Here is a 20,748-nt window from a genome sequence, read left to right on the forward strand (position 1 = left end):
TGGGCGGACCCGGCCGGTGCGGGGTCGGGCGGCACCGGCCCGGGCAGGTGTGGAGGACGGAGGCCGCGGCCGGTGAGGGGTCAGGCGTCACCGGCGAGCCACGGCCGTCCCTATCCGGCGTTGCGCTCCATGACCTTGGCGGCCTCGGCCAGCGCCGTCTTCACGTCGGCCTTGCCGAGGATCGCGGCCTGGAGCTGCTTGGCCACGTCGGAGGCGCTCTCGTCCCAGCCGGGACACCCGGGCGCCGCCGCACCGGTCTTGATGATCTCCGCGAACACCGCCGAGTGCTCCGGAGTGAACGGGGAGTCGGCGACCTTGTCCGGGCGGGGCGGGATGTAGGCGACGTTGCGGGCCTTCGACTCCGCCGACACCGCGTCGACGGCCTCGTCGGTGTAGAGGAACTTCACGAAGTCCGCCGCCTGCTGGATGTGCTTGCTGTAGGACGTGACTCCGACGGCCCGGCCGCCGATGAAGGTCGTGGGCCCCGCCGGGCCGACCGGCAGCGGGGCGATCGCCCACTTGCCCTTCAGCTTGGGCTTGCTGGTGTCGATGGCGAGGGCGTTCCAGTTGCCGCCGTAGACCATCGCGGTGCCCGCGTCGAGCGCGTCCGGGGTCGTCACCGTGTCCTTCGGAGCGCCGTGCTTGCGGTACAGGTCGATCCAGTACGACAGCGCCTGCTCGGCCTGCGGGGTGTTCAGCGAGGGCTTGCAGTCCGGCGTGTAGAAGCTGCCGCCGGCCTGGTAGAGGAAGTTGAAGTAGCCGATCCAGTCGAGGTTGCCCCAGTCGATGCTGATCGGCGTCTTCACCCCCGACTTCTTGAGCTTCTCGATGTCGGCGGTCAGCTCGTCCCAGGTCTTGGGCGGCTCCTTGAGCCCGGCCTTCTCGAACAGGTCGGTCCGGTAGTAGAGCGCCTCGGTGGACATGTCGAGCGGGATGCCGTAGACGGTGCCGTCGGGGGAGACGGCCGACTTCCACTGGGCGGGCTGCGCCTTGGCCTGGAGCTGCTCGATGCCGTACTTGCGCAGGTCGACCATGCCGCCGCGCAGGCCGAACTGGATGGTCCAGGTCATGCCGCCGGAGATGATGTCGGGCCCGCTGCGGCTGGTCGAGGCCGCGAGCAGCTTCGCGTACGCGTCGTCCCAGCTCAGCGTCTGCACCTTGATCGTCACGTTGGGGTGCGACTTCGTGTACAGGTCGGCGGCCTTCTGGAAGGCCGCGCTCTCGTCGTCGCCCCCGGTGGACCACCACGTGATGCCGGCGGGGGCGTTCGCGTCCGCCTGCTTGGTCTCCGGCGTGCCGCTGGTGGCGCAGCCCGCGCCGAGGGCGGCGATCAGGGCGGCGCAGGTGGCCGCCGTCGTTCGTCGCATGGACGTCTCCGATCTCTACGGAAAGTGATCGACTGACATGTCGCGCCCCCCGAGAGGCGGCCCGCCGCGAGGCCGTGTCCGCGCGGCGCACCTCCCACGCTTGGAATTCGTGCAGAGTCCAGCACTAAACCGGATTAGTTTCAAGAGGGCGTTTCATCCCGTCAATCCGGACGTCACGCCGTTCGGTACGTGATTTCGCAGGTCAGTGGGGTTGCTGGTGGCGCGGTGGATTCCGGCGTACGACTCTTAACCGGGTCAGAAGTATGAAACAGGGCACTTGTGTAACCTTGCGGCGTACACGAGCCAGGCCCACCATCCCCACGGGAGCCCCCATGTTCGTCGACATGCCCCTCGACCAGTTGCGCGCGTACGTGCCCGAGCGCCGGGAGCCGGCCGATTTCGACGCGTTCTGGGACCGCACGCTGGCCGAGGCCCGCGCGCACGACCTGAACCCCGTCTTCGAGCCGTACGAGGCCGACCTCGCGCTGGTGGACGTGGCCGACGTGACGTTCGCGGGATTCGGCGGGCATCCGATCAAGGGGTGGTTCATCGCGCCGGCGGGCGCGTCGGGGCCGTTGCCATGCGTGGTGGAGTTCATCGGGTACGGCGGCGGGCGCGGCCGGCCGCACGACTGGCTGCTGTGGCCGGCCGCCGGATACGCGACGTTCGTGATGGACACCCGCGGGCAGGGCGGCACCTGGCGCTCGGGGGACACCCCCGACCCGGTGGGCGGCAACGGCGCGCAGATCCCCGGCAAGCTCACCCAGGGCGTGTTCGACCGGGACGACTACTACTACCGGCGGCTCTACGCCGACGTCGTGCGCGCGGTCGAGGCGGCCAGGTCGCACCCCCTGGTGGACGCCGGGCGGGTCGTCGTGACCGGCGGCAGCCAGGGCGGCGGCATGGCGCTGGCCGCCGCCGCGCTCGTGCCGGACCTCGCCTACGCGTTCGTCAACGTGCCGTTCATGTGCGACATCCGGCGCGCCGTCGAGATCACCGACGAGGACCCGTACGGCGAGCTGGGCCGGTTCTGCGGGATCCACAGGACCCGGGTGGAGGACATCTTCGCGACCCTCGACTACTTCGACGGACTGCACTTCGCGGCGCGGGCCCGCACGCCCGCCCGGTTCTCCGTCGCCCTGCGCGACGGCGTCACCCCGGCCTCGACGGTCTTCGGGGCCTACAACCACTACGCGGGCCCCAAGGACATCACGGTCTGGCCGTTCAACGGCCACGAGGGCGGGGAGTCGCAGCAGGCGCTCGAGCTGCTCAGGCTGGCCAGGAAGATCCTCGGCTGAATCCGATCTCGCCGGGCCCGAGCAGGGGCCCTGGCGGGGGACCCGATCTCGCAGGGTGGACGCGGGGCGCGGCGGCCCGCCCCCGCGACTACCCTGGGGCCGATACCCTGAACGCGCAGGCACACGACCCGAGAGAGACCATGAAGACCTTCGAAGAGCTGTACGCCGAGCTGGCAGAGAAGGCGCGCACCCGGCCCGCGGGGTCCGGCACCGTGGCCGCCCTGGACGCCGGCGTCCATGCCATCGGCAAGAAGGTCGTCGAGGAGGCCGCGGAGAGCTGGATGGCGGCCGAGCACGAGTCGGCGGACCGGGCGGCCGAGGAGATCTCGCAGCTGCTCTACCACGTCCAGGTCCTGATGCTGGCGCGCGGGATCGGGCTGGACGAGGTCTACAAGCATCTGTAGCCGCCACGGCGGCCCGGATCGTTCATCGACCTCGTTCTTGCCCGAAAGGATCTCCCACTCATGCTGCGCATCGCCGTACCGAACAAGGGCGCGCTCTCCGAGGCCGCCCAGACCATGCTGAAGGAGGCGGGCTACCGCCAGCGGAGGGACAGCAAGGAGCTCGTGGTCGTCGACTCCGAGAACTCCTGCGAGCTGTTCTTCCTCCGCCCGCGCGACATCGCCGTCTACGTCGGCGAGGGCACCCTCGACGCCGGGATCACCGGCCGCGACATGCTCTTCGACTCCGGCGCCCCCGCCGAGGAGGTCATGCCGCTCGGGTTCGGCCGGTCGACGTTCCGCTTCGCCTCCACGCCGGGCGCCTACTCCGGCGTCTCCGGCCTGTCCGGCCTGCGCATCGCCACCTCGTACGCCGGGCTGCTCGGCAAGTACCTGGCCGACCAGGGCGTGGACGCCCGGGTCATCAAGCTCGACGGCGCGGTCGAGACGGCGATCAGGCTCGGCGTCGCCGACGCGGTCGCCGACGTGGTGGAGACCGGCACGACGCTGCGCAACGTCGGCCTGGAGGTGTTCGGCGAGCCCATCGCGCACTCCGAGGCCGTCTTGATCAAGCGGGCCGGCGCGCCCGAGGCCAACGGGTTCCAGCAGCTCATCCGCCGCCTGCAGGGCGTGATCGTGGCCCGCGACTTCGTCATGATCGACTACGACATCCGGGCCGAGCGCATCGACGAGGCCATCGCCATCACCCCCGGCATGGAGGGGCCGACCGTCTCCCCGCTCCACCGCGAGGGCTGGGTGGCCGTGCGGGCGATGGTCCCGCGCAAGGGCCACCAGCAGGTGATGGACCAGCTCTGGGAGATCGGCGCCAAGGCGATCCTCGTCACCGCCATCTTCGCCTGCCGCCTCTGAACCAGGCTCTCTCGACCCGCTGTCACCGTGGCGCGCCCTGTGTCAAGATCGCGTCATGATGCGATTACAACGTCTGCTGGTGCCGTTGATCTGCGCGCTCACCCTCGCGGCGGGCGCGCCCGCCGTCGCGGCGGAGCACTCGGCGACCAGTGCGGGGGCGGCGGAGGTCCCCGCGACGCAACTCGACGCGATCCGCAGGCTCGATTTCATGGTCGGTCGATGGGCCGGTTCGGGATGGGTCGACACCGCCTCCGGCCGGCAGGAGTTCCTCCAGACCGAGAAGGTGGCCTACAAGGCGGGCGGCCAGGTGCTCACGGTGGAGGGCCAGGGGCGGGACAAGGCCGATCCGGGCAGGATCGTGGACACCGCGCTCGCGGTCGTCGGCTACAGCGACGAGACCGGGCAGTACCGGTGGGAGGCGTTCTCCCAGGGGCACGTCACCGAGTCCGTGCCCGTGGTCGGCGACCACTTCTTCCAGTGGAGCCTCCACACCGGGGGGCCCACCATCCGGTACACCCTGCGCTTCACCGGCAGAACGTGGCACGAGGTCGGTGAGTACACCCTCGACGGCGGCGTCACCTGGCGGCAGAACTTCCAGATGGACCTGAGACGAGTGGCCTGACGACCCCTGTGCTTCCTCCCTCCCCTCTCGTACGGGGGAGGGAGGCGGATGACAAATGTCATCGCGAAGGCCGGAGACGCGGCACTGACAGGCGGACCCGCCCGATCCCTACCGTGAGGGCATGAACGCCATCGCCTTCACCGACGTCACCAAGAGATACGGGGACGTGCTCGCGGTCGACGGCCTCGACCTGGAGGTCCCGGTCGGCGCCACGGTCGCCCTCCTCGGGCCGAACGGGGCCGGGAAGTCCACCTCGATCAACATGCTGCTCGGCCTGCTGCGGCCCAGCTCCGGCGAGATCCGGGTCTTCGGCGAGCCGCCGGAGACGGCGGTCGCCAACGGGGAGATCGGCGCGATGCTCCAGGAGGGCGCGCTGATCCCCGAGCTGACCGTGGCCGAGACCGTGGACTTCGTCCGGCGGCTCTACCCCCGCCCGCTGCCGCTGGAGGAGATCCTCCGGCTCGCCGACCTCACCGAGCTCGCCCGCCGGCGGGCCGACCGGCTGTCCGGCGGGCAGACCCAGCGGGTGCGGTTCGCGCTGGCGATCGCGGGCGGGCCGAGGCTGCTGCTGCTCGACGAGCCGACCGCGGCCATGGACGTCGAGTCCCGCCGTACGTTCTGGGACAACATGCGGGCGTACGCCGCGCGGGGCCGGACGATCCTGTTCGCCACCCACTACCTGGAGGAGGCCGACGAGAACGCCGACCGGGTCGTCGTGATCGCCCGAGGCCGGGTCGTCGCCGACGGCAGCGCCGCCGAGATCAAGGCCGGGGTCGCCGGTCAGGCGGTGAGCTTCCTGCTGGGCGAGCAGCCGGTCGCCGGGCTCGACGCCCTGCCCGGGACGACCGGCGTGGAACTCCAGGGCGGCCGGGTCACGCTGCGCACCACCGACCTCGACGCCACCGTCGCCGCGCTGTATCGCAAGACCACCCTCGACATCCGCGACCTCCAGCTCCACGGGGCCGACCTGGAGGACGCCTTCCTCGCCCTCACCAAGGAGGCCTGACGATGCGGCACTACATCAAGGTCGAACTGCTGCGGATGCTGCGCAACAAGCGCTACGTCATCTTCGTGGTCGCCTTCCCCGTCGGGTTCTACCTCCTCTACTCCAATCTGTGGGGATCGGAGTCCGACCAGGCCACCGGGCTGCGCGGCAGCGTCCTGCTGATGGTCTCGATGGCCGCGTACGGCGCGCTGGCCGCCGCCATGATGTCGACGGCCGTGCCGTGGTCGCAGGAGCGGCACAGCGGCTGGCTGCGGCAGCTCCAGATCACCCCGCTGCCCGGCCGGGCGATCATCCTGACGAAGCTGGTCTCCTCGCTGCTGCTGGTCCTGCCGTCGCTGCTGCTGGTCGGACTGGCCGCCGTGCTGACCCAGCACGTGTCGCTGTCGCCGGTGCGGTGGGTGGAGCTGATCCTGGCGATGTGGGCGGGCACGATCCCCTTCGCGGCGCTCGGCCTGGCGATCGGCTCCCTGCTGCCGCCCGACACCGCGCAGCCCGTCGCCATGATCGGGATGTTCGGGCTGGCCCTGCTCGGCGGGCTCTGGTTCCCCGAGAGCATGATGCCCGCGGCCATGAAGAGCATCGCCCACGTGACCCCGTCGTACGACTACGCGCGCATCGGGTGGCGGATCGCGGCGGGCGAGACCCCGCACACGGCCGACGCGGCCGGCATCCTCGTCTGGGGGGTGGCCCTGGTGGCGCTGGCTCTCGTCGCCTACCGTCGTGCCACAGTGCGCGCCTGATCGGACACGTGTCACAGTGCGCCTGATCGGACACGTGTCACAGTGCGCGCCTGACATCACCACGTTCGGAGGGACAGCGGGATGAGTCGGCTGGCCAGAGTGTTCACCTTCGGCGGGATGGACGACCGTCCCTCCCGCCTGAGGCGCCTGATGGGCATGTCGCTGGGCCTGATCTACCTCTTCTACCCGGTGTCCGAGGTGGTCGACGGCACGGTGACCGGCGCGCGGGCGGTCTGGTGGATGGCCGCGCTCGCGGTCTTCGTGGCCGTCTACCTGACGGTCGTGCTGGGGCCGCGCGCCCTCGACGACCATCCCCGGTGGACGTTCCCCCTGCTCGGCGTCGCGACGGTGATGGGGGCCGTCTTCCCGCTGCTGTTCCGGAGCCCTTCCTGGCTGACCCTGCCGGTCTATCTGGTGGTCGCCTACGCCATGGGACTGCCGCCCCGCCGCGCCCTGCTGGGGGTCGCGGCCATGGCCGCGCTCGTCGTCGCCGAGGGCAAGGTCATGGGCGCCGACGACGGCACGGTGTGGGCGCTCGTGCTGCAGGTCGTCACGCTCGGCGTGCTGTTCATGAGCGTCCGCAACACCCGCGTCCTCGTCGTCCAGCTCAGGCAGGCGCAGAGCGAGGTCGCCAGGCTGGCCGCCACAGAGGAGCGGCTGCGGATCGCCCGCGACCTGCACGACCTGCTGGGGCACAGCCTCTCGCTCATCGTGCTGAAGAGCGAGCTGGCCCGCCGCCTGGGCGAGCAGGGCTCGCCGAAGGCCGCAGGCGAGGTGGCCGACATCGAGTCGGTGGCGCGGCAGGCGCTGGCCCAGGTGCGCGAGGCTGTCAGCGGATACCGCCGGCGCCGCCTGTCGGAGGAGATCGACGGCGCCAGGTCGGCGCTGGGCACCGCCGGCGTCGCCCTCACCGTGCGCACCCGCGGCACCCCGCTGCCCGAGGACCTCGACGGCCTGTTCGCCTGGGCCGTACGCGAGGCCACCACCAACGTCGTACGGCACTCCGGCGCCACCCGCTGCGAGATCGACGTGTCGTACGGCGAGGAGGGCGCGGTGCTGGAGATCGGCGACAACGGCCGCGGCGGTGCGTACGAGCCGGGCAACGGCCTCGCCGGGCTCGGCGAGCGGGTGCGCGCGGCGGGCGGGAACCTGGAGGTCGCGGCCGGCAAGCGGGGGTTCCGGGTGCGGATCGCGGTTGCGCCGCCCCCGGACCGTACGGCGGAGATGATCGCGGATAGGTTGGGCAAGTGATCAGGGTCGTGCTTGCGGAGGACCAGAGCATGGTGCGGGGAGCGCTCGCCTCCCTGCTCGGCCTGGAGCCCGACATCGAGGTGGTCGGAGAGGCGGCGAACGGCGACGAGGTGATCACCGTCGCCGAGGCGACCAGGCCGGACATCGCGCTGCTCGACATCGAGATGCCCGGCAGGGACGGGATCGCCGCCGCCGAGGAGCTGCGCCGCCGGGTCCCCGGGTGCCGGGTGGTGATCCTCACGACCTTCGGCAGGCCCGGCTACCTGCGCCGCGCGATGGAGGCCGGGGCGGTGGCCTTCCTGGTGAAGGACAGCCCCGCGAGCGAACTGGCCGCCGCGATCAGGCGGGTGCTGCGGGGCGAGCGGGTGATCGACCCGGGGCTGGCCGCCGCCGCGCTCAGCGCCGGCCCGAACCCCCTGTCGCCGCGCGAGCGCGACGTGCTGTCCGCCGCCGCGGACGGCTCGACGATCAACGACATCGCGCTGCGGCTGCACCTGTCGGAGGGCACGGTGCGCAACTACCTGTCGGCGGCCATCCAGAAGACCGGCGCGCGCAACCGCATCGAGGCCGTCCAGAAGGCCCAGGCGCAGGGCTGGCTCTAGCGGGGCAGGGCGCGGTCACCAGGCGTACGCCTCGGGCGCGGGCCTGGCTCCGTTGGGCCCGGGGGACGGGAAGAGCTCGTCCAGCTTGGCGAGCATACCGTCGTCGAGCGTGATCCTCAGTGCGCGCAGCGAGCCGTCGAGCTGCTCGACCGTCCGCGGCCCGACGATCGGCCCGGTCACGCCGTCCTGCGCGAGCAGCCATGCCAGTCCGACGTGGGCCGGGTCCTCGCCGATGTCGGCGCACAACTTCTCGTACGCCTCGACGGAGTCCCGGTGCTCGGCCAGCGCGGCGGCCCAGAGCCCCGAGCCGCTGCGGCCGGCGACCCCTTCACGCTGCTTGCGCAGGACGCCGCTGAGCACTCCGCCGTGCAGCGGCGACCATGGGATCACCCCCAGCCCGTAGTGCCGCGCGGCGGGCAGCACCTCCAGCTCGGCCCAGCGCGACATCAGGTTGTAGATGGACTGTTCGCTGACGAGCCCGAGGAAGTGCCGGGACCGCGCGGCCTCCTGCGCCTGAGCGATGTGCCACCCGGCGAAGTTGGACGAGCCGAAGTAGAGCACTTTTCCCTGTTGGCGAAGGACGCTGAACGCCTCCCAGATCTCCTCCCACGGCGTGCTCCGGTCGATGTGGTGCATCTGGTACAGGTCGATGTGGTCGGTGCGCAGCCGCCTGAGCGACGCCTCGCAGGCGCGCCGGATGTGCAGGGCGGACAGGAACCGTTCGTTGGGCCGGCTCCCCATCGGCTGGTAGACCTTGGTGGCCAGCACGGTCCTGTCGCGCCGGTCGCCGCCCTTGGCGAACCAGCGGCCGATGATCTGCTCGGTGACGCCTTCGCCCTGTTGCGCGCCGTACGCGTCGGCCGTGTCGAAGAAGTTGAGGCCGTGCTCGTGCGCACGGTCCATGATCGCGTGACTGTCCTCTTCGGACGTACGCGACCCGAAGTTCATGGTGCCGAGGACGAGCCGGGACACCGACAGGCCGCTGCGGCCGAGGCGGGTGTACTCCACGTGTTTCTCCCTCTCAGGGGCGTCACTAGTCGCATCAATCAAGACGCAGTGAAGCTACAACCTGCCACATAAGTGTTGCAAGTTTGCGGCAAGCGGCGACGCGGCCGTACGCATCGCCCGTGAAGAAGGCGGGACGCGCTCCCGGCCGTGGTCCCGCGGCGGGCTCAGCGGGCCGGCTGCGCCTGGAGGTCGGCGGCGTGCCGCAGCAGGTCGCCGACCCGGACGACGCCCATGCACCTGCCGACCTCGTCGACCACCACGAGGTCGTCGTACACGCGGGCGTTGTCCCGCCCCGCCACCTGCATGGCCGCGATCACGGGAGTCGTCTTCGCCACGATCTTCGCGGGGTCCGCCAGGCGGCCGGCCGGCTTCTTCGCGTGCAGCGCGTGGCCGTACGCCCCGGCCATGAAGAGCAGGAACCGGCTGCGGTCGATGCTGCCCTGCGGGCGCTGGTACTCGTCCACGAGGATCACACTCGTGATCGACGGCTCGGCGCTCAGCACGGCGACCACCTCCTCGGCCGTCGACCCGGCGGGCAGCGTCACCGCGGGAAGCAGGAACTCCTGCACCCGGGGGCCCAGCGCCGCGTTGACGGCGGCCGCCTCCGGCACCGGCAGCGGCACGTGGACGCGGTTGTACCCGTGGGAGGGCCGCCAGTCGGACGGCGCCAGCAGGGGACCCTGCGCGAGCCGGATGCCCCAGCCGCGTACGGCCGCCAGTTGCGCCTCGTCCCGCACGCCCGGGGCGAGCACGTGCGCGCCGACGCCGCGCGCCAGGCGGACCAGCGACTCCGCGAGCGCGCCGCGCCGGGGATCGCGCGGCCCCCGCGCCACCAGGTCGGCGGACAGCGCGATCACGTACGGCGAGGCGTCGGCGAGCAGGTCGAGCGGCAGCGCGGCGGTGCCGATGCCGCCGAACGCGATGAGGTAACCCACCGCGCGCAGCCCGTCGATCCCGGACAGCAGGGCCGTACGCTCCACGGGCGCGTGATCGCCCTCGATCACGAGGATGACCTCGCGCGGGCGCCGGTTGCACATGCGCATCGCCTCGTGCAGCGGCGCGAGGCCGGCCGAGCCCCCGGCCACGGCGGCGGCGGAGATCGGCAGGACCAGCGGCAGCAGGGCCTCCTCGCGGGCGGCGGCCAGCACGCCGTTCACCGTGCCCGCCACGCCCGGGGCGCCGGAGGAGGCGCCCTCGGCGATCACCTCGATGGCCACGGCGCCGCCGGTGTCGAGGTCGACCACCGGGAGGAAGAGCGGTGCGGCCGGGCCGGGGAAGCCGGGCACGGGAGCCGCGGGCGCGTAGGCGCGCGGGTCGTACGGCTGGGCGGCGGCCGCCGGGGTGTACCTCCGCACCATGGTGGCCGGGGCGTGTTCCGGCACGACGTCGGCCGGGCCGTGTTCCCACACGACGTTCGCCGGGCCGTGCTCCCGCACGGTGCCCGCCGGGCCGTGTTCCCGCGCGCTGGCCGGGGGGAACGGGGTCGCCGGGGCCGGGCCGGGCGCCGGGACGCTCTGAGGGGTCGCGGCGAGCGGCGCCGCCGAGGGGGAGGGGAGCGACACGATTGAATTGTGGGACTCCGGGCCACCGACGTTGACGTCCGCAGGAGGAAATTCACCTATATTTCCCCGTCAGTTGGACGGAATCCGACAGACGGTGCACGAGTAGGCTGATCAGCCGTGACGGCACGGCCCGCCGCGGGAGGCGGCAGATGGACCTCGGTTGCCCCAGAGCGGCTCGCCGGATGGATCGCGCGCTTCGCCGAGTGGCACGGCGCGGTCGAGGCCGTCGTCCTGCCGGACCTGGTCCGTCTCGACGCCGCCGACGGCGCGGTCGCCGAGTGCCACGTGCCGTTCCCGCCGCTGCGCTCCTCGCCGGTGCCGTCGCCGCGCTCGTCGTCCCCATCATCGGAGCCCGCCCGCGTGGCGCCGCAGCCGGCGGCGCCTTGCGACGGCGCGCGCGATGACGGGAGCGGGGGAGACGGCGGGCGCGAGGGCGAGTTCCGTCTTCCTCCGCCCGCGGCGGCGCTGGTGGCCCACGTGTGCCGTGAGCGGACCGTCGGCGTGCTGCTGGCCCGGCTCGGCGGGTACGCCGCCGGCGTCTTCACCGGTTCCCGCCTCGTCACCGGCAAGGTCGGCTCGCGCCAGGTCCACGGGCGCAGCGCGGCGGGCGGGTGGTCGCAGCAGCGCTTCGCCCGGCGCAGGGACAAGCAGTCGGCCGAGGCGCTGCGGGCCGCCGCCGACGTGGCCGCCCGGGTGCTCCTGCCGAGGCTCGCGGACCTGGAGGCCGTCGTGCTCGGCGGGGACCGGCGCTCGATCGACGAGATCAGGGCCGACCGGCGCCTCGCGCCGCTGTTCGCCCTGGAGGCCGGTCCCTTCCTCACCGTCCCCGACCCCCGGCTGACGGTCCTGGAGGGCACCCCCGCACTGTTCCGCGCCGTACGGATCCGCCTGCTCGATCCCTGACCGGCCTCGCGGCGGCGGGGCGCGGGCGGGGTTTCACCGCAGGCGGCGATGGACGCGGCGGCACTACACTTGAGCCCATGCGCACTCCCGATTGATCGCTCCCGGTGCCGATCCCGACCTCATCACCTACGGGAGTGTCCCCTTCATCATGATCATTGCTTCTGACATCGAACTTCGCGCCGGCTCGCGCCTGCTCATCGAGGGCGCCTCGTTCCGGGTGAACCCGGGCGACAAGATCGGTCTGGTCGGCCGCAACGGGGCCGGCAAGACCACCCTCACCAAGGTGCTGGCGGGAGAGGGCCTGCCCGCCGCGGGCACGGTCACGATCTCCGGCAGCGTCGGCTACCTGCCGCAGGACCCCCGCACCGGCGACCTGAGCGTGCTGGCGCGCGACCGGATCCTGTCGGCCCGCGGCCTCGACGACGTGCTCCGCGAACTGCGCGAGGCCGAGGCCGGCATGGCGGCCGACGACCAGCGCGTACGCGACCGGGCGGTGCGCGCGTACGGCCGCCTGGAGGACCGCCTGCACGTCCTCGGCGGCTACGCCGCCGAGTCGGAGGCGGCCTCGATCGCCTCCAGCCTCGGGCTGCCCGACCGGGTCCTCGGCCAGCCGCTGGAGACCCTGTCCGGCGGCCAGCGACGGCGGGTGGAACTGGCCCGCATCCTGTTCTCCGGAGCGGAGACTCTCCTGCTTGACGAGCCGACAAACCACCTCGATGCGGACTCGATCGGCTGGCTTCGTGATTTTTTGCGCTCGCACCAGGGCGGCTTGGTGATCATCAGCCATGACGTAAACCTTCTTGATGCGACGGTAAACCGGGTGCTCCATCTCGACGCCAACCGCTGCGTCATCGACACCTACAACGTCGGCTGGAAGGCCTACCTCGCCCAGCGGGAGACCGACGAGAAGCGGCGCAAGCGGGAGCGGGCCAACGCCGAGCGGCAGGCGTCCGCCCTGCTGTCCCAGGCCGACCGCATGCGGGCGAAGGCCACCAAGGCCAAGGCGGCCCAGGACATGGAGCGGCGCGCGCGGCGGCTGCTGTCCGGCGTCGAGGGTGAGCGGCGCTCCGACCGCGTGGCCAAGCTGCGCTTCCCCGACCCCGCGCCCTGCGGGAAGACCCCGCTGACGGCCCGCGGCCTGTCCAAGTCGTACGGCTCGCTGGAGGTGTTCACCGACGTCGACGCCGCGGTCGACCGGGGCTCGCGCATCGTCATCCTGGGCCTGAACGGCGCGGGCAAGACCACCCTCCTGCGCCTGCTCGGCGGCATCGAGAAGCCCGACACCGGCGAGGTCGTGCCCGGCCACGGGCTCAAGCTCGGCTACTACGCGCAGGAGCACGAGACGCTCGACCCCGAGCGCACGGTCCTGGAGAACATGCGGTCGGCCGGGCCCGACCTGGCCGACGTCGACCTGCGCAAGGTGCTGGGGTCGTTCCTGTTCACCGGCGACGACGTGGACAAGCCCGCTGGGGTCCTGTCCGGCGGCGAGAAGACCCGTCTCGCCCTCGCGACGCTGGTGCTGTCGAGCGCCAACGTGCTGCTGCTCGACGAGCCCACCAACAACCTCGATCCGGCGTCCCGCGATCAGGTGCTGGCGGCCCTCGGCTCCTACACGGGCGCGATTGTGCTGGTCACGCACGACGAGGGAGCCGTGGAGGCGCTGAAGCCGGATAGGGTGATTCTGTTGCCAGACGGAGTAGAAGACGCATGGAGCGACGAATTTTCCGATCTTGTGGCGCTTGCCTGATCTTAATTTGAGCGGGTAGGGATCTTTTCCCGCGGAGTAGGTAGCCGATCCCGTCGAAATGACTGATCATGGGCTGAAGTAACGCTGCGGAAGTCTGGCACTACAGGAGGTACTCGTGGCCGAGACTCTGAAGAAGGGCACCCGGGTGACCGGGGCCGACCGGGAAAAGCTGGCCGCTGATCTCAAGAAGCGCTATTCCGCGGGTGAGAGCATCCGCGCTCTGGCTGCTTCCACCGGCCGGTCGTACGGGTTCATCCACCGCATCCTGAGCGAGTCCGGGGTGACTCTGCGCGGGCGCGGCGGCGCGACCCGGGGCAAGTCCAAGCGCTAGAGATCCACCTCAAGACGCGCGACCGCAGCCGCTCGTTCCTGCAGGAGGAGCGGTCGCGTCCGACTCGCCAGAACGATATTCGGTAAGCTCGGGCGCGACCGCGGGATGAAACAGGAGGGCGGACGCCCGGCACGGACGGTGCGCCGCACCGGACCGGCCGTGCGAGGCGACGTCGCTCCGCACCGGACGCAGGAGCAGGGCATGGCGGAAGCGGCAATGGGGGGGGAATCTGGAGCACGCCCCTGAAACGGGCGACGGCTCCGATGTGTCGACGATCTCGGCGGCCGCGCCGGCCGAGGTCGGACTGCGCTTCGAGGTGGACGGCGAGATCGCGACCGTCACTTTGGACCGGCCGGACAAGCGCAACGCTCAGACGTTCGCGACATGGTCGGCCCTGGCCCGGATCGGGGAGACCCTTCCGGAGCAGGTGAGAGTGGTCGTGGTCAGAGGCGAGGGGCCGTCCTTCTCAGCCGGGATCGACCTGCGTATGTTCACACCTGAGGGGGTGCCCGGGCAGGGATCGTTCGCGAGCGCCGCGGCGCTCGGCGACACCGAGTTCGAGCAGCGCATCGCCGAGGCCCAGAAGGGCTTCCTGTGGCTGCGCAGGCCGGAGATCGTGTCGATCGCGGCCGTGCAGGGCCACGCGATCGGGGCGGGCTTCCAGCTCGCACTCGCGTGCGACCTGCGTGTCGTCGCCGACGACGTGAAGTTCTGCATGAAGGAGCCCGCGCTGGGGCTGGTTCCCGACCTGACCGGGACCAAGCCCCTGGCCGACATCGTGGGGGTTCCCCGGGCCATCGAGATGTGCTTGACCGCGCGTACCGTGGGGGCCGCCGAAGCCGTACGGCTCGGCCTGGCCGAGATCGCGGTGCCCGCGTCCGAGCTGGCCCAGGCCGTACAGGACCTGGCCGCCGCGCTGCTGGCGACCGACCGCGCCGCCGCGGCCGCCACCAAGAGGCTGCTGCAGGCCGCGCCGGGACGCACGCTGGAGGAGCAGGCCGCCGCCGAGCGGGCCGAGCAGGTGACGCGCATCCGGGCACTGTTCGCGTCGAACTAAGGTCGGTGTCCGGGGCGAACTGATACGTGCTGTTCGCTTCGAGCTGACGGGGGAATCGGGGGAGTCCTCCCACCGCTGCACGGCTGGGAGGATGTACGGCATATGTCGATGATGAACGGGGGCTACGGTCTCCAGGTGATGCGGTCCTTACGGCGTGACAGCTCCGTGACGAAGGAGCGGCTCGCGCCGGGGACCGTCCGGCGCATCGCCGGCTACGCCCGGCCGTTCCGCGCCCAGATCGCCGGGTTCCTCGCGCTGGTCGTGGTCGACGCGGTCATCGTGGTCGCCAACCCGCTGCTGATGAAGGCGATCATCGATTACGGCATCGCCCCCAAGCGGGTCGACGTGGTGGTGTGGCTCGCCGTGGCGATCGGGGCGCTCGCGGTGCTGGACGCCGGGCTCGGCCTGCTGCAGCGGTGGTACTCCGCGCGCATCGGCGAGGGCCTGATCTACAACCTGCGCACCGAGGTCTTCGACCACGTGCAGCGCATGCCGGTCGCCTTCTTCATGCGCGCCCAGACCGGCGCACTGGTCTCCCGGCTGAACAGCGACGTCATCGGGGCGCAGCGGGCCCTCACCAGCACCCTGTCGTCGGTGGTGTCCAACGTCATCAGCCTGGTCATGGTGCTCGGCACCATGCTCGTGCTGTCGTGGCAGGTCACGCTGGTCGCGCTGGTGCTGCTGCCGATCTTCATCTTCCCGGCCAAGTGGGTCGGCCGCCGGATGTCCGCGCTGACCCGCGAGCAGATGCAGCTCGACGCCGAGATGAGCTCGGTGATGACCGAGCGGTTCAACGTCGCCGGGGCCATGGTCGCCAAGCTGTACGGCAGGCCGGACGACGAGGCGGCCCACTTCGCGGAGCGCGCGGGCCGGGTCCGCGACGTTGGCGTGATCGTCGCCATGTACGGCGCGGTGTTCCGCATCGCGCTGGGCCTGGTCGCCGCGCTGGCCACCGCGCTCGTCTACGGACTCGGGGGCGCGCTCGCGATCTCCGGAGCCTTCGCGCTCGGCACCCTCGTCGCCCAGTCGTCCCTGCTCATGCGCCTGTACGGCCCGCTGACCAGCCTGTCGAACGTCCACGTGGACGTGATGACCGCGCTGGTGAGCTTCGACCGGGTCTTCGAGGTGCTCGACCTCAAGCCGATGGTCGCCGAGAAGCCGGACGCGCGGCCGATCCCCGAGGGGCCGGTCACGATCGAGTTCGACGACGTCCGCTTCCGCTATCCGGCCGCCTCCGAGGTGTCGCTGGCCTCGCTCGAGTCGGTGGCCCGCCCGGACACCGGGCCCTCGCAGGAGGTGCTCAAGGGCGTGTCGTTCACCGCGCACCCGGGCGAGCTGGTGGCGCTCGTCGGCCACTCGGGCGCGGGCAAGACGACCATCACCCAACTCGTGTCGCGGCTGTACGACGTGGACGAGGGAACCGTGCGGATCAACGGCGTGGACGTCCGCGACGCCACCCTCGACGGCATCAGGGACACGGTGGGAGTGGTCATGCAGGACGCCCACCTGTTCCACGACACGATCGGCAACAACCTCCGCTACGCCCGTCCCGAGGCGACCGACGAGGAGGTCTGGGAGGCCCTGCGCGCGGCCCAGATCGCCGACCTGGTGAAGAACCTGCCCGAGGAGCTGGAGACGGTCGTCGGCGACCGCGGCTACCGGCTGTCGGGAGGGGAGAAGCAGCGCATCGCCCTGGCCCGGCTCCTGCTGAAGGCGCCGCGGGTGGTGGTGCTCGACGAGGCCACCGCCCACCTGGACTCGGAGTCCGAGGCCGCGGTGCAGCAGGCGCTGAAGACCGCCCTGCGGGGCAGGACGTCGCTGGTGATCGCCCACCGGCTGTCGACCATCCGCGAGGCCGACACGATCCTGGTGGTCGAGGACGGCCAGGTCGTCGAACGCGGCCGGCACGAGGAGCTGCTGGAGCGAGGCGGCGCGTACGCCGAGCTGTATCGCACCCAGTTCACCGGCCCGGGCCAGGACGGCTCCTGAAGGGCCGGGACCGCCCGGGATGACGGTTCAGCGGTAGCCGAGGCGGGTGAGCTCCTCCCTGGCCACCTTCTCGACCAGTTCGGCGTCCTCGGCCGACAGCCGCCTGCGCCAGCTTCCCGGCCGGGGGGATCGTCGCGCCGTACAGCGCGATCGTGGAGACCTTGGCCTCCAGGAAGACGACACCGCGCCCTATGGCCTCCTCCCGGCGAGGCCACCATGTCCTCGTACCGCAGGGTGAGCAGGTGCTCGCCGGGCAGTTCGCGCCGCAGGGCGGCGCTCAGCCGTACGGCGCCGCGCCAGCGCAGGGCGCACTTGCCCGCGGGCGGCATCCCGGCCCAGCGCTCGCGATGCTCGGCGGAGCGCACGCCGAGGAACGGGTTGGGAAACTCGGCGTCCTCGCTCAGCATGTGGGGCTTGACCCAGGTCATGCAGGCGGGGTCGGCGAGCATGTCGGCGACCACGTCACGGCCGTCGCGGATGATCTGGATGAGCCGGGCGTCGGGGAACGCCCGCAGCAGCACCGGCGCACTGTAGAGCAGGTCGGGGCTGGCGTCGCCGAACCGGGACAGCGTGCCCGGCCCGACGCAGGGCCCCGCGCCGACGATGCCGCCCGCCTCCCTGCAGGCGGCCGTGCACTCCGCGCACGCCGCCGGGACCACCTGCCACGCTCCGCCAGCACGTCGCGCAGCACCTGCGGGGCGCCGCCGCTGCGGGCGATCGACGGCCTCCTGGCGAAGGCGTAGACGACCCGGGCCACCGGGCCCCTGCCCATGGTCACGTGGAAGCCGGGCGAGCGCTTGAGGGCACGGCCCAGCAGGTCCGCGCCGGAGTGCGGCGCCGCGATAACGAACACCGGACGGCGGACCTTGACACCGTTGACCACGAGGATGTGCGTCGGAGGTCGCATAGATACCGCTAAGTCTGACACCCTTTGAAGGGTGAGCGAGCGCTTCCCCGGCGGGGCGGGCGGTGACGCCTCGGTAACGGTCCCGAGCCTGCCCCGGCGGCTGCGGCCCGGCGACACCGTCGCGCTGGTCGCACCGGCCGGCCCCGTCGATCCCGTACGGCTCGAGCGCGGCACCGAGGTCCTGACCGGGCTCGGGCTGCGGGTCGTGCACGGGGCGTCGATCCTCGCGCGGGAGGGCTACCTGGCCGGTCCGGACGCCGCACGGGCGGCCGACCTCCAGGACGCGTGGTGCGATCCCGGGGTGGCGGCGGTCGTCTGCGCCAGGGGCGGCTACGGCACCACCCGGCTGCTCGGGCTGCTCGACTGGGACGCCATGGCGGCTGCCGGTCCGAAGATCCTGCTCGGGTCGAGCGACATCACCGCGCTGCACCGGGCCTTCGCCGACCGGCTGGGCCTGGCGACGCTGTTCGGGCCGATGCCGGCCTGCGCGACGATCAGCGATCCGGAGGGGCCCGAGCCGGTCACCTTCGCTCACCTGAAGGAGGCCCTGTTCGAGGGCGGCACGCCCGCCCCGATCACGGGCGACCGGGTGATCGTGCCGGGGCGGGCCGAGGGCCGGCTCACCGGGGGCAACCTCGCCCTGCTCGCCGCCCTGTGCGGCACGCCGTACGCGCTGCGCGCGCGGGACCGTATCGTGCTGCTGGAGGACGTCACCGAGGAGCCGTACCGGATCGACCGCATGGTGACGCAACTGCTGCAGGCCGGGTGTCTCGACGGAGTGGCGGGCATCGTGCTGGGATCGTGGGTGGACTGCGGCGATCCCTTGCCCATGCTGGCCGAACTCCTGGCTCCGCTGGGCGTGCCGACCGTCGCGGGCCTGCCCGTGGGCCACGGCGCACCACAGTTGCCGATGTGGTTGGAGACGAATGTGACTATTGTGACCGAATCGTGCTCTGTCGCGGGCACCTTCCGCGACTCTGACGCGGCAACCTGAGACGCGCCCGGATGCGCCCGGGCCGTGGCGAAGGGATGGTGCGTTGGGACTCTTGCGGCGACTGCTCAGCCGGACGCGGCCGGACCATCCCGCCCCGAGAGCCGTCGAGGACGTCGATCTCGACTCCCTGCTGGCCCTGGTCGCCGAGACCATGGGCTATACCTGCGCGTTCGCGGCCGACGGCACGTCGCTGACGCTGACCTCGCCCGAGCGTGAGCGGGTGGTGAACCTCGTCGGCCTGCGCCGGGAGGCCGCGCGCCGCGCCCGCGAGGACTGGCCGATGCTCGTCTCCGAGCACCTGGCCCACGCCGTGTCGGGCGAGCCGTTCGACGCCTGCAACCTCACGCCGATCAAGCCGCTGCTGCGCACCCGGGTGCACGCCGCCGACGACCCCGCCTTCCCCGACCCCTCCCGTATCATCGGCCGCCACCTCAGCGCCGACCTGATCGAGGTGCTGACCATCGGCGCCCGTCCGGTGCGGCCGGAGGAGGCGTTCTGCTGGCCGATCCCGCCGGCCGAGGCGCTCGACGTGGCCATCGGCAACGCCCTGACCGACGAGCGGCCCACCGTGTCGCGGCTCGACCTCGCCGGGACCGAGGTGTCGCTGCTGACCGCGCCCAGCGCGGCGGCCCACCTGCGCCGCCTGACGGCGTACATGGACGTGCCCGAGGACGGCATGCTCGCCGTGCTGCCGCACCGGGGCATGGTCGCGGTGCACCCGGTGGCCGGCATCGGCGTGGTCCGGGCGATCGAGCGCCTGCGCATCTTCGCCCACCGTGAGCACGCCGGCCGGCCCGACGGGCTGAGCCCCCATGTGTACTGGTGGCGCCGGGGCAAGCTGACCCGCATCCAGGCCGACCTCATCAGCCACGACGGGCAGACCAGGCTGGTCGTCGCGCCGCCGCCGGAGTTCGCCCGGCTCCTCGCCCGCATCGCCGGCCAGCAGTAGCCCGCGCCGGAAATCGGGTGCGGGGGGACGCCGGCCGGGGTGAGACTGGCCGGCATGACGAGCGCGCGCTTCGACCGCAGGCCGTACGCCGGGGTGGATGACCTGTGGGCGATGCAGGATCTCGCCGCCCGGTTGTGGTCGCCCGGGGCGGCCTGGCACGTCGGCGACCTGGCGTGGGAACGCTTCCAGCACACGGGCAGGGAGCACGAGTGGCCGACCATGCTCTGGGCCGCCGGTGACGCGACCGCGGCCTGGGGGTGGGCCGATTCCGGCCACCTCGGTCTGGCGGCAGATCCGCGGCACCCCTCACTGGCCGGCGAGGTCCTGGACTGGTTCGCGGCGACAGCGCCTGCGACAGCACCCGGACCGGCCCGGACGGTCACGGTCTCCAGCACCGAGACGCACCTGTTCCCGGCGCTCGACCGGCACGGCTACCGCCGTACGGCCGAGGGGCCCTTCTTCCTGCACATGGTCATGGACCTGGACGACGGCCTGTCCGAGCCGAGCCCGCTCGCCGGATACCGCCTGCGCGCGGTGGGCGACGCCGACGTCCCCCAGCGCGTCGCCGCGCACCGGGCGGCGTTCCATCCGTCGAGGGTGACCGAGGAGAGCTACCGCGCGGTCCGGCGGGCCTGGCCGTACCGGCCGGACCTGGACTGGATCGCCGAGGCGCCGGACGGGAGCGCCGCGGCGTTCTGCCTGGTCTGGCTGGACGAGGCCAACCGGGCCGCCCGGATCGAACCGGCCGGCACCGCGCCGGGCCACCGCCGGCGCGGCCTCGCGCGGGCCGTCTGCCTGGCCGCGCTGGAGGCGGCGCGGCGGGCGGGCGCACGGCGGGCCGTGGTGAGCCCGCGCGGCGACGACGCCTATCCGGTGCCCGCCCGGCTGTACCGGTCGCTCGGGTTCCGCGAGTGCGCCAGGAGCCTCGGCTACCGCCGTTCGGCGTGACGGGCCAGCGCCTGCGCCGTGCGGATCAGGTGGATGTGGGTGAACGCCTGGGGGAAGTTGCCGAGTTGGCGGCGTGTCCTGGGGTCGTATTCCTCGGCGAGGAGGCCGACGTCGTTGGTGAGGGCGATGAGGCGTTCGAAGAGTTCGACGGCGTCGT

Annotated in this window: 22 protein-coding genes; 17 read left to right on the forward strand and 5 right to left on the reverse strand. The window is 72.1% G+C overall.

The window, feature by feature from the left end:
• Positions 1-110: 110 nt before the first annotated feature.
• Positions 111-1,367: an extracellular solute-binding protein gene (locus tag B1L11_RS30340; protein ID WP_079318733.1), complete on the reverse strand. Its 1,257-nt coding sequence runs from the start codon at positions 1,365-1,367 to the stop codon at positions 111-113.
• 332 nt (positions 1,368-1,699) lie between these two features.
• Between B1L11_RS30340 and B1L11_RS30345 the strand changes: the two genes are divergently transcribed.
• The 8 genes from B1L11_RS30345 (at position 1,700) to B1L11_RS30380 (ending at position 8,196) form a co-directional block, all read left to right on the forward strand.
• A complete protein-coding gene (locus B1L11_RS30345) occupies positions 1,700-2,665 on the forward strand; it encodes an acetylxylan esterase (RefSeq protein ID WP_079318735.1) in 966 nt (321 codons plus the stop codon).
• Positions 2,666-2,805: 140 nt separating this feature from the next.
• Entirely contained in the window at positions 2,806-3,069 is a 264-nt protein-coding gene (locus B1L11_RS30350; RefSeq protein ID WP_030507281.1) for a phosphoribosyl-ATP diphosphatase, read from the forward strand.
• A 60-nt stretch (positions 3,070-3,129) separates the two neighbouring features.
• Positions 3,130-3,975 (forward strand): ATP phosphoribosyltransferase, encoded by an 846-nt coding sequence (gene hisG / locus B1L11_RS30355; RefSeq protein WP_079318748.1) that lies wholly within the window; start codon positions 3,130-3,132, stop codon positions 3,973-3,975.
• A 55-nt stretch (positions 3,976-4,030) separates the two neighbouring features.
• Positions 4,031-4,597 (forward strand): hypothetical protein, encoded by a 567-nt coding sequence (locus B1L11_RS30360; RefSeq protein WP_143737649.1) that lies wholly within the window; start codon positions 4,031-4,033, stop codon positions 4,595-4,597.
• Positions 4,598-4,718: 121 nt separating this feature from the next.
• Positions 4,719-5,603, forward strand: coding sequence for an ABC transporter ATP-binding protein (locus tag B1L11_RS30365; RefSeq protein WP_079318752.1), 885 nt, complete (start codon positions 4,719-4,721; stop codon positions 5,601-5,603).
• A 2-nt stretch (positions 5,604-5,605) separates the two neighbouring features.
• A complete protein-coding gene (locus B1L11_RS30370; protein WP_079318754.1) occupies positions 5,606-6,343 on the forward strand; it encodes an ABC transporter permease in 738 nt (245 codons plus the stop codon).
• 81 nt (positions 6,344-6,424) lie between these two features.
• Entirely contained in the window at positions 6,425-7,594 is a 1,170-nt protein-coding gene (locus B1L11_RS30375) for a sensor histidine kinase (protein WP_079318767.1), read from the forward strand.
• Positions 7,591-8,196 carry a response regulator transcription factor gene (locus B1L11_RS30380; protein ID WP_079318769.1) on the forward strand — a complete coding sequence of 202 codons (606 nt, stop codon included), beginning with the start codon at positions 7,591-7,593 and terminating at the stop codon, positions 8,194-8,196. The genes B1L11_RS30375 and B1L11_RS30380 overlap by 4 nt, the downstream gene beginning before the upstream one ends.
• A gap of 15 nt (positions 8,197-8,211) precedes the next feature.
• Here the strand turns inward: B1L11_RS30380 and B1L11_RS30385 are convergent, their stop codons facing one another.
• Both B1L11_RS30385 and B1L11_RS30390 read right to left on the reverse strand, forming a co-directional pair.
• Positions 8,212-9,204: an aldo/keto reductase gene (locus tag B1L11_RS30385; protein WP_079318771.1), complete on the reverse strand. Its 993-nt coding sequence runs from the start codon at positions 9,202-9,204 to the stop codon at positions 8,212-8,214.
• A 164-nt stretch (positions 9,205-9,368) separates the two neighbouring features.
• The gene (locus B1L11_RS30390; RefSeq protein ID WP_256863024.1) at positions 9,369-10,766 is read right to left on the reverse strand and encodes an EAL domain-containing protein; all 1,398 of its coding nucleotides are present in this window, start codon (positions 10,764-10,766) and stop codon (positions 9,369-9,371) included.
• 117 nt (positions 10,767-10,883) lie between these two features.
• On the opposite strand from B1L11_RS30390, the gene B1L11_RS30395 reads away from it, so the two are divergent.
• The 5 genes from B1L11_RS30395 to B1L11_RS30415 all read left to right on the forward strand — a co-directional run bounded on the left by B1L11_RS30395 (position 10,884) and on the right by B1L11_RS30415 (position 16,793).
• A complete protein-coding gene (locus B1L11_RS30395) occupies positions 10,884-11,669 on the forward strand; it encodes an acVLRF1 family peptidyl-tRNA hydrolase (protein ID WP_079318773.1) in 786 nt (261 codons plus the stop codon).
• A gap of 148 nt (positions 11,670-11,817) precedes the next feature.
• The gene (locus B1L11_RS30400; RefSeq protein WP_079318791.1) at positions 11,818-13,416 is read left to right on the forward strand and encodes an ABC-F family ATP-binding cassette domain-containing protein; all 1,599 of its coding nucleotides are present in this window, start codon (positions 11,818-11,820) and stop codon (positions 13,414-13,416) included.
• A 115-nt stretch (positions 13,417-13,531) separates the two neighbouring features.
• The gene (locus B1L11_RS30405; protein ID WP_030507271.1) at positions 13,532-13,747 is read left to right on the forward strand and encodes a helix-turn-helix domain-containing protein; all 216 of its coding nucleotides are present in this window, start codon (positions 13,532-13,534) and stop codon (positions 13,745-13,747) included.
• Positions 13,748-14,012: 265 nt separating this feature from the next.
• Positions 14,013-14,804, forward strand: coding sequence for an enoyl-CoA hydratase/isomerase family protein (locus tag B1L11_RS30410; RefSeq protein ID WP_079318775.1), 792 nt, complete (start codon positions 14,013-14,015; stop codon positions 14,802-14,804).
• Positions 14,805-14,906: 102 nt separating this feature from the next.
• Positions 14,907-16,793: an ABC transporter ATP-binding protein gene (locus B1L11_RS30415; RefSeq protein WP_079318777.1), complete on the forward strand. Its 1,887-nt coding sequence runs from the start codon at positions 14,907-14,909 to the stop codon at positions 16,791-16,793.
• Positions 16,794-16,820: 27 nt separating this feature from the next.
• Here the strand turns inward: B1L11_RS30415 and B1L11_RS52335 are convergent, their stop codons facing one another.
• Positions 16,821-16,976, reverse strand: a complete 156-nt coding sequence (locus B1L11_RS52335; RefSeq protein WP_256863025.1) for a hypothetical protein — start codon at positions 16,974-16,976, stop codon at positions 16,821-16,823.
• A gap of 33 nt (positions 16,977-17,009) precedes the next feature.
• On the opposite strand from B1L11_RS52335, the gene B1L11_RS55310 reads away from it, so the two are divergent.
• The 4 genes from B1L11_RS55310 to B1L11_RS30435 all read left to right on the forward strand — a co-directional run bounded on the left by B1L11_RS55310 (position 17,010) and on the right by B1L11_RS30435 (position 20,591).
• Positions 17,010-17,327, forward strand: a complete 318-nt coding sequence (locus B1L11_RS55310; protein WP_372974746.1) for a hypothetical protein — start codon at positions 17,010-17,012, stop codon at positions 17,325-17,327.
• A gap of 404 nt (positions 17,328-17,731) precedes the next feature.
• Positions 17,732-18,694, forward strand: a complete 963-nt coding sequence (locus B1L11_RS30425; protein WP_079318779.1) for an LD-carboxypeptidase — start codon at positions 17,732-17,734, stop codon at positions 18,692-18,694.
• A gap of 43 nt (positions 18,695-18,737) precedes the next feature.
• Entirely contained in the window at positions 18,738-19,643 is a 906-nt protein-coding gene (locus tag B1L11_RS30430) for a hypothetical protein (RefSeq protein ID WP_239108870.1), read from the forward strand.
• A gap of 54 nt (positions 19,644-19,697) precedes the next feature.
• The gene (locus B1L11_RS30435; RefSeq protein ID WP_079318795.1) at positions 19,698-20,591 is read left to right on the forward strand and encodes a GNAT family N-acetyltransferase; all 894 of its coding nucleotides are present in this window, start codon (positions 19,698-19,700) and stop codon (positions 20,589-20,591) included.
• Here B1L11_RS30435 and B1L11_RS45770 read toward each other — a convergent pair.
• On the reverse strand, positions 20,573-20,748 hold a 176-nt coding region (locus tag B1L11_RS45770; protein WP_143737650.1), incomplete at its 5' end, for a glycoside hydrolase family 15 protein. The genes B1L11_RS30435 and B1L11_RS45770 overlap by 19 nt on opposite strands.

It is taken from the genome of Microbispora sp. GKU 823 (assembly GCF_002027145.1).
Lineage (GTDB): Bacteria > Actinomycetota > Actinomycetes > Streptosporangiales > Streptosporangiaceae > Microbispora > Microbispora siamensis.

Bases quoted from the DNA above. Each gene is read 5' to 3' on its own strand.
- B1L11_RS30340 (WP_079318733.1), bottom strand. From the start codon at position 1,367: ATGCGACGAACGACGGCGGCCACCTGCGCCGCCCTGATCGCCGCCCTC.
- B1L11_RS30345 (WP_079318735.1), top strand. From the start codon at position 1,700: ATGTTCGTCGACATGCCCCTCGACCAGTTGCGCGCGTACGTGCCCGAG.
- B1L11_RS30350 (WP_030507281.1), top strand. From the start codon at position 2,806: ATGAAGACCTTCGAAGAGCTGTACGCCGAGCTGGCAGAGAAGGCGCGC.
- hisG (WP_079318748.1), top strand. From the start codon at position 3,130: ATGCTGCGCATCGCCGTACCGAACAAGGGCGCGCTCTCCGAGGCCGCC.
- B1L11_RS30360 (WP_143737649.1), top strand. From the start codon at position 4,031: ATGATGCGATTACAACGTCTGCTGGTGCCGTTGATCTGCGCGCTCACC.
- B1L11_RS30365 (WP_079318752.1), top strand. From the start codon at position 4,719: ATGAACGCCATCGCCTTCACCGACGTCACCAAGAGATACGGGGACGTG.
- B1L11_RS30370 (WP_079318754.1), top strand. From the start codon at position 5,606: ATGCGGCACTACATCAAGGTCGAACTGCTGCGGATGCTGCGCAACAAG.
- B1L11_RS30375 (WP_079318767.1), top strand. From the start codon at position 6,425: ATGAGTCGGCTGGCCAGAGTGTTCACCTTCGGCGGGATGGACGACCGT.
- B1L11_RS30400 (WP_079318791.1), top strand. From the start codon at position 11,818: ATGATCATTGCTTCTGACATCGAACTTCGCGCCGGCTCGCGCCTGCTC.
- B1L11_RS30415 (WP_079318777.1), top strand. From the start codon at position 14,907: ATGTCGATGATGAACGGGGGCTACGGTCTCCAGGTGATGCGGTCCTTA.
- B1L11_RS55310 (WP_372974746.1), top strand. From the start codon at position 17,010: ATGTCCTCGTACCGCAGGGTGAGCAGGTGCTCGCCGGGCAGTTCGCGC.
- B1L11_RS30435 (WP_079318795.1), top strand. From the start codon at position 19,698: ATGACGAGCGCGCGCTTCGACCGCAGGCCGTACGCCGGGGTGGATGAC.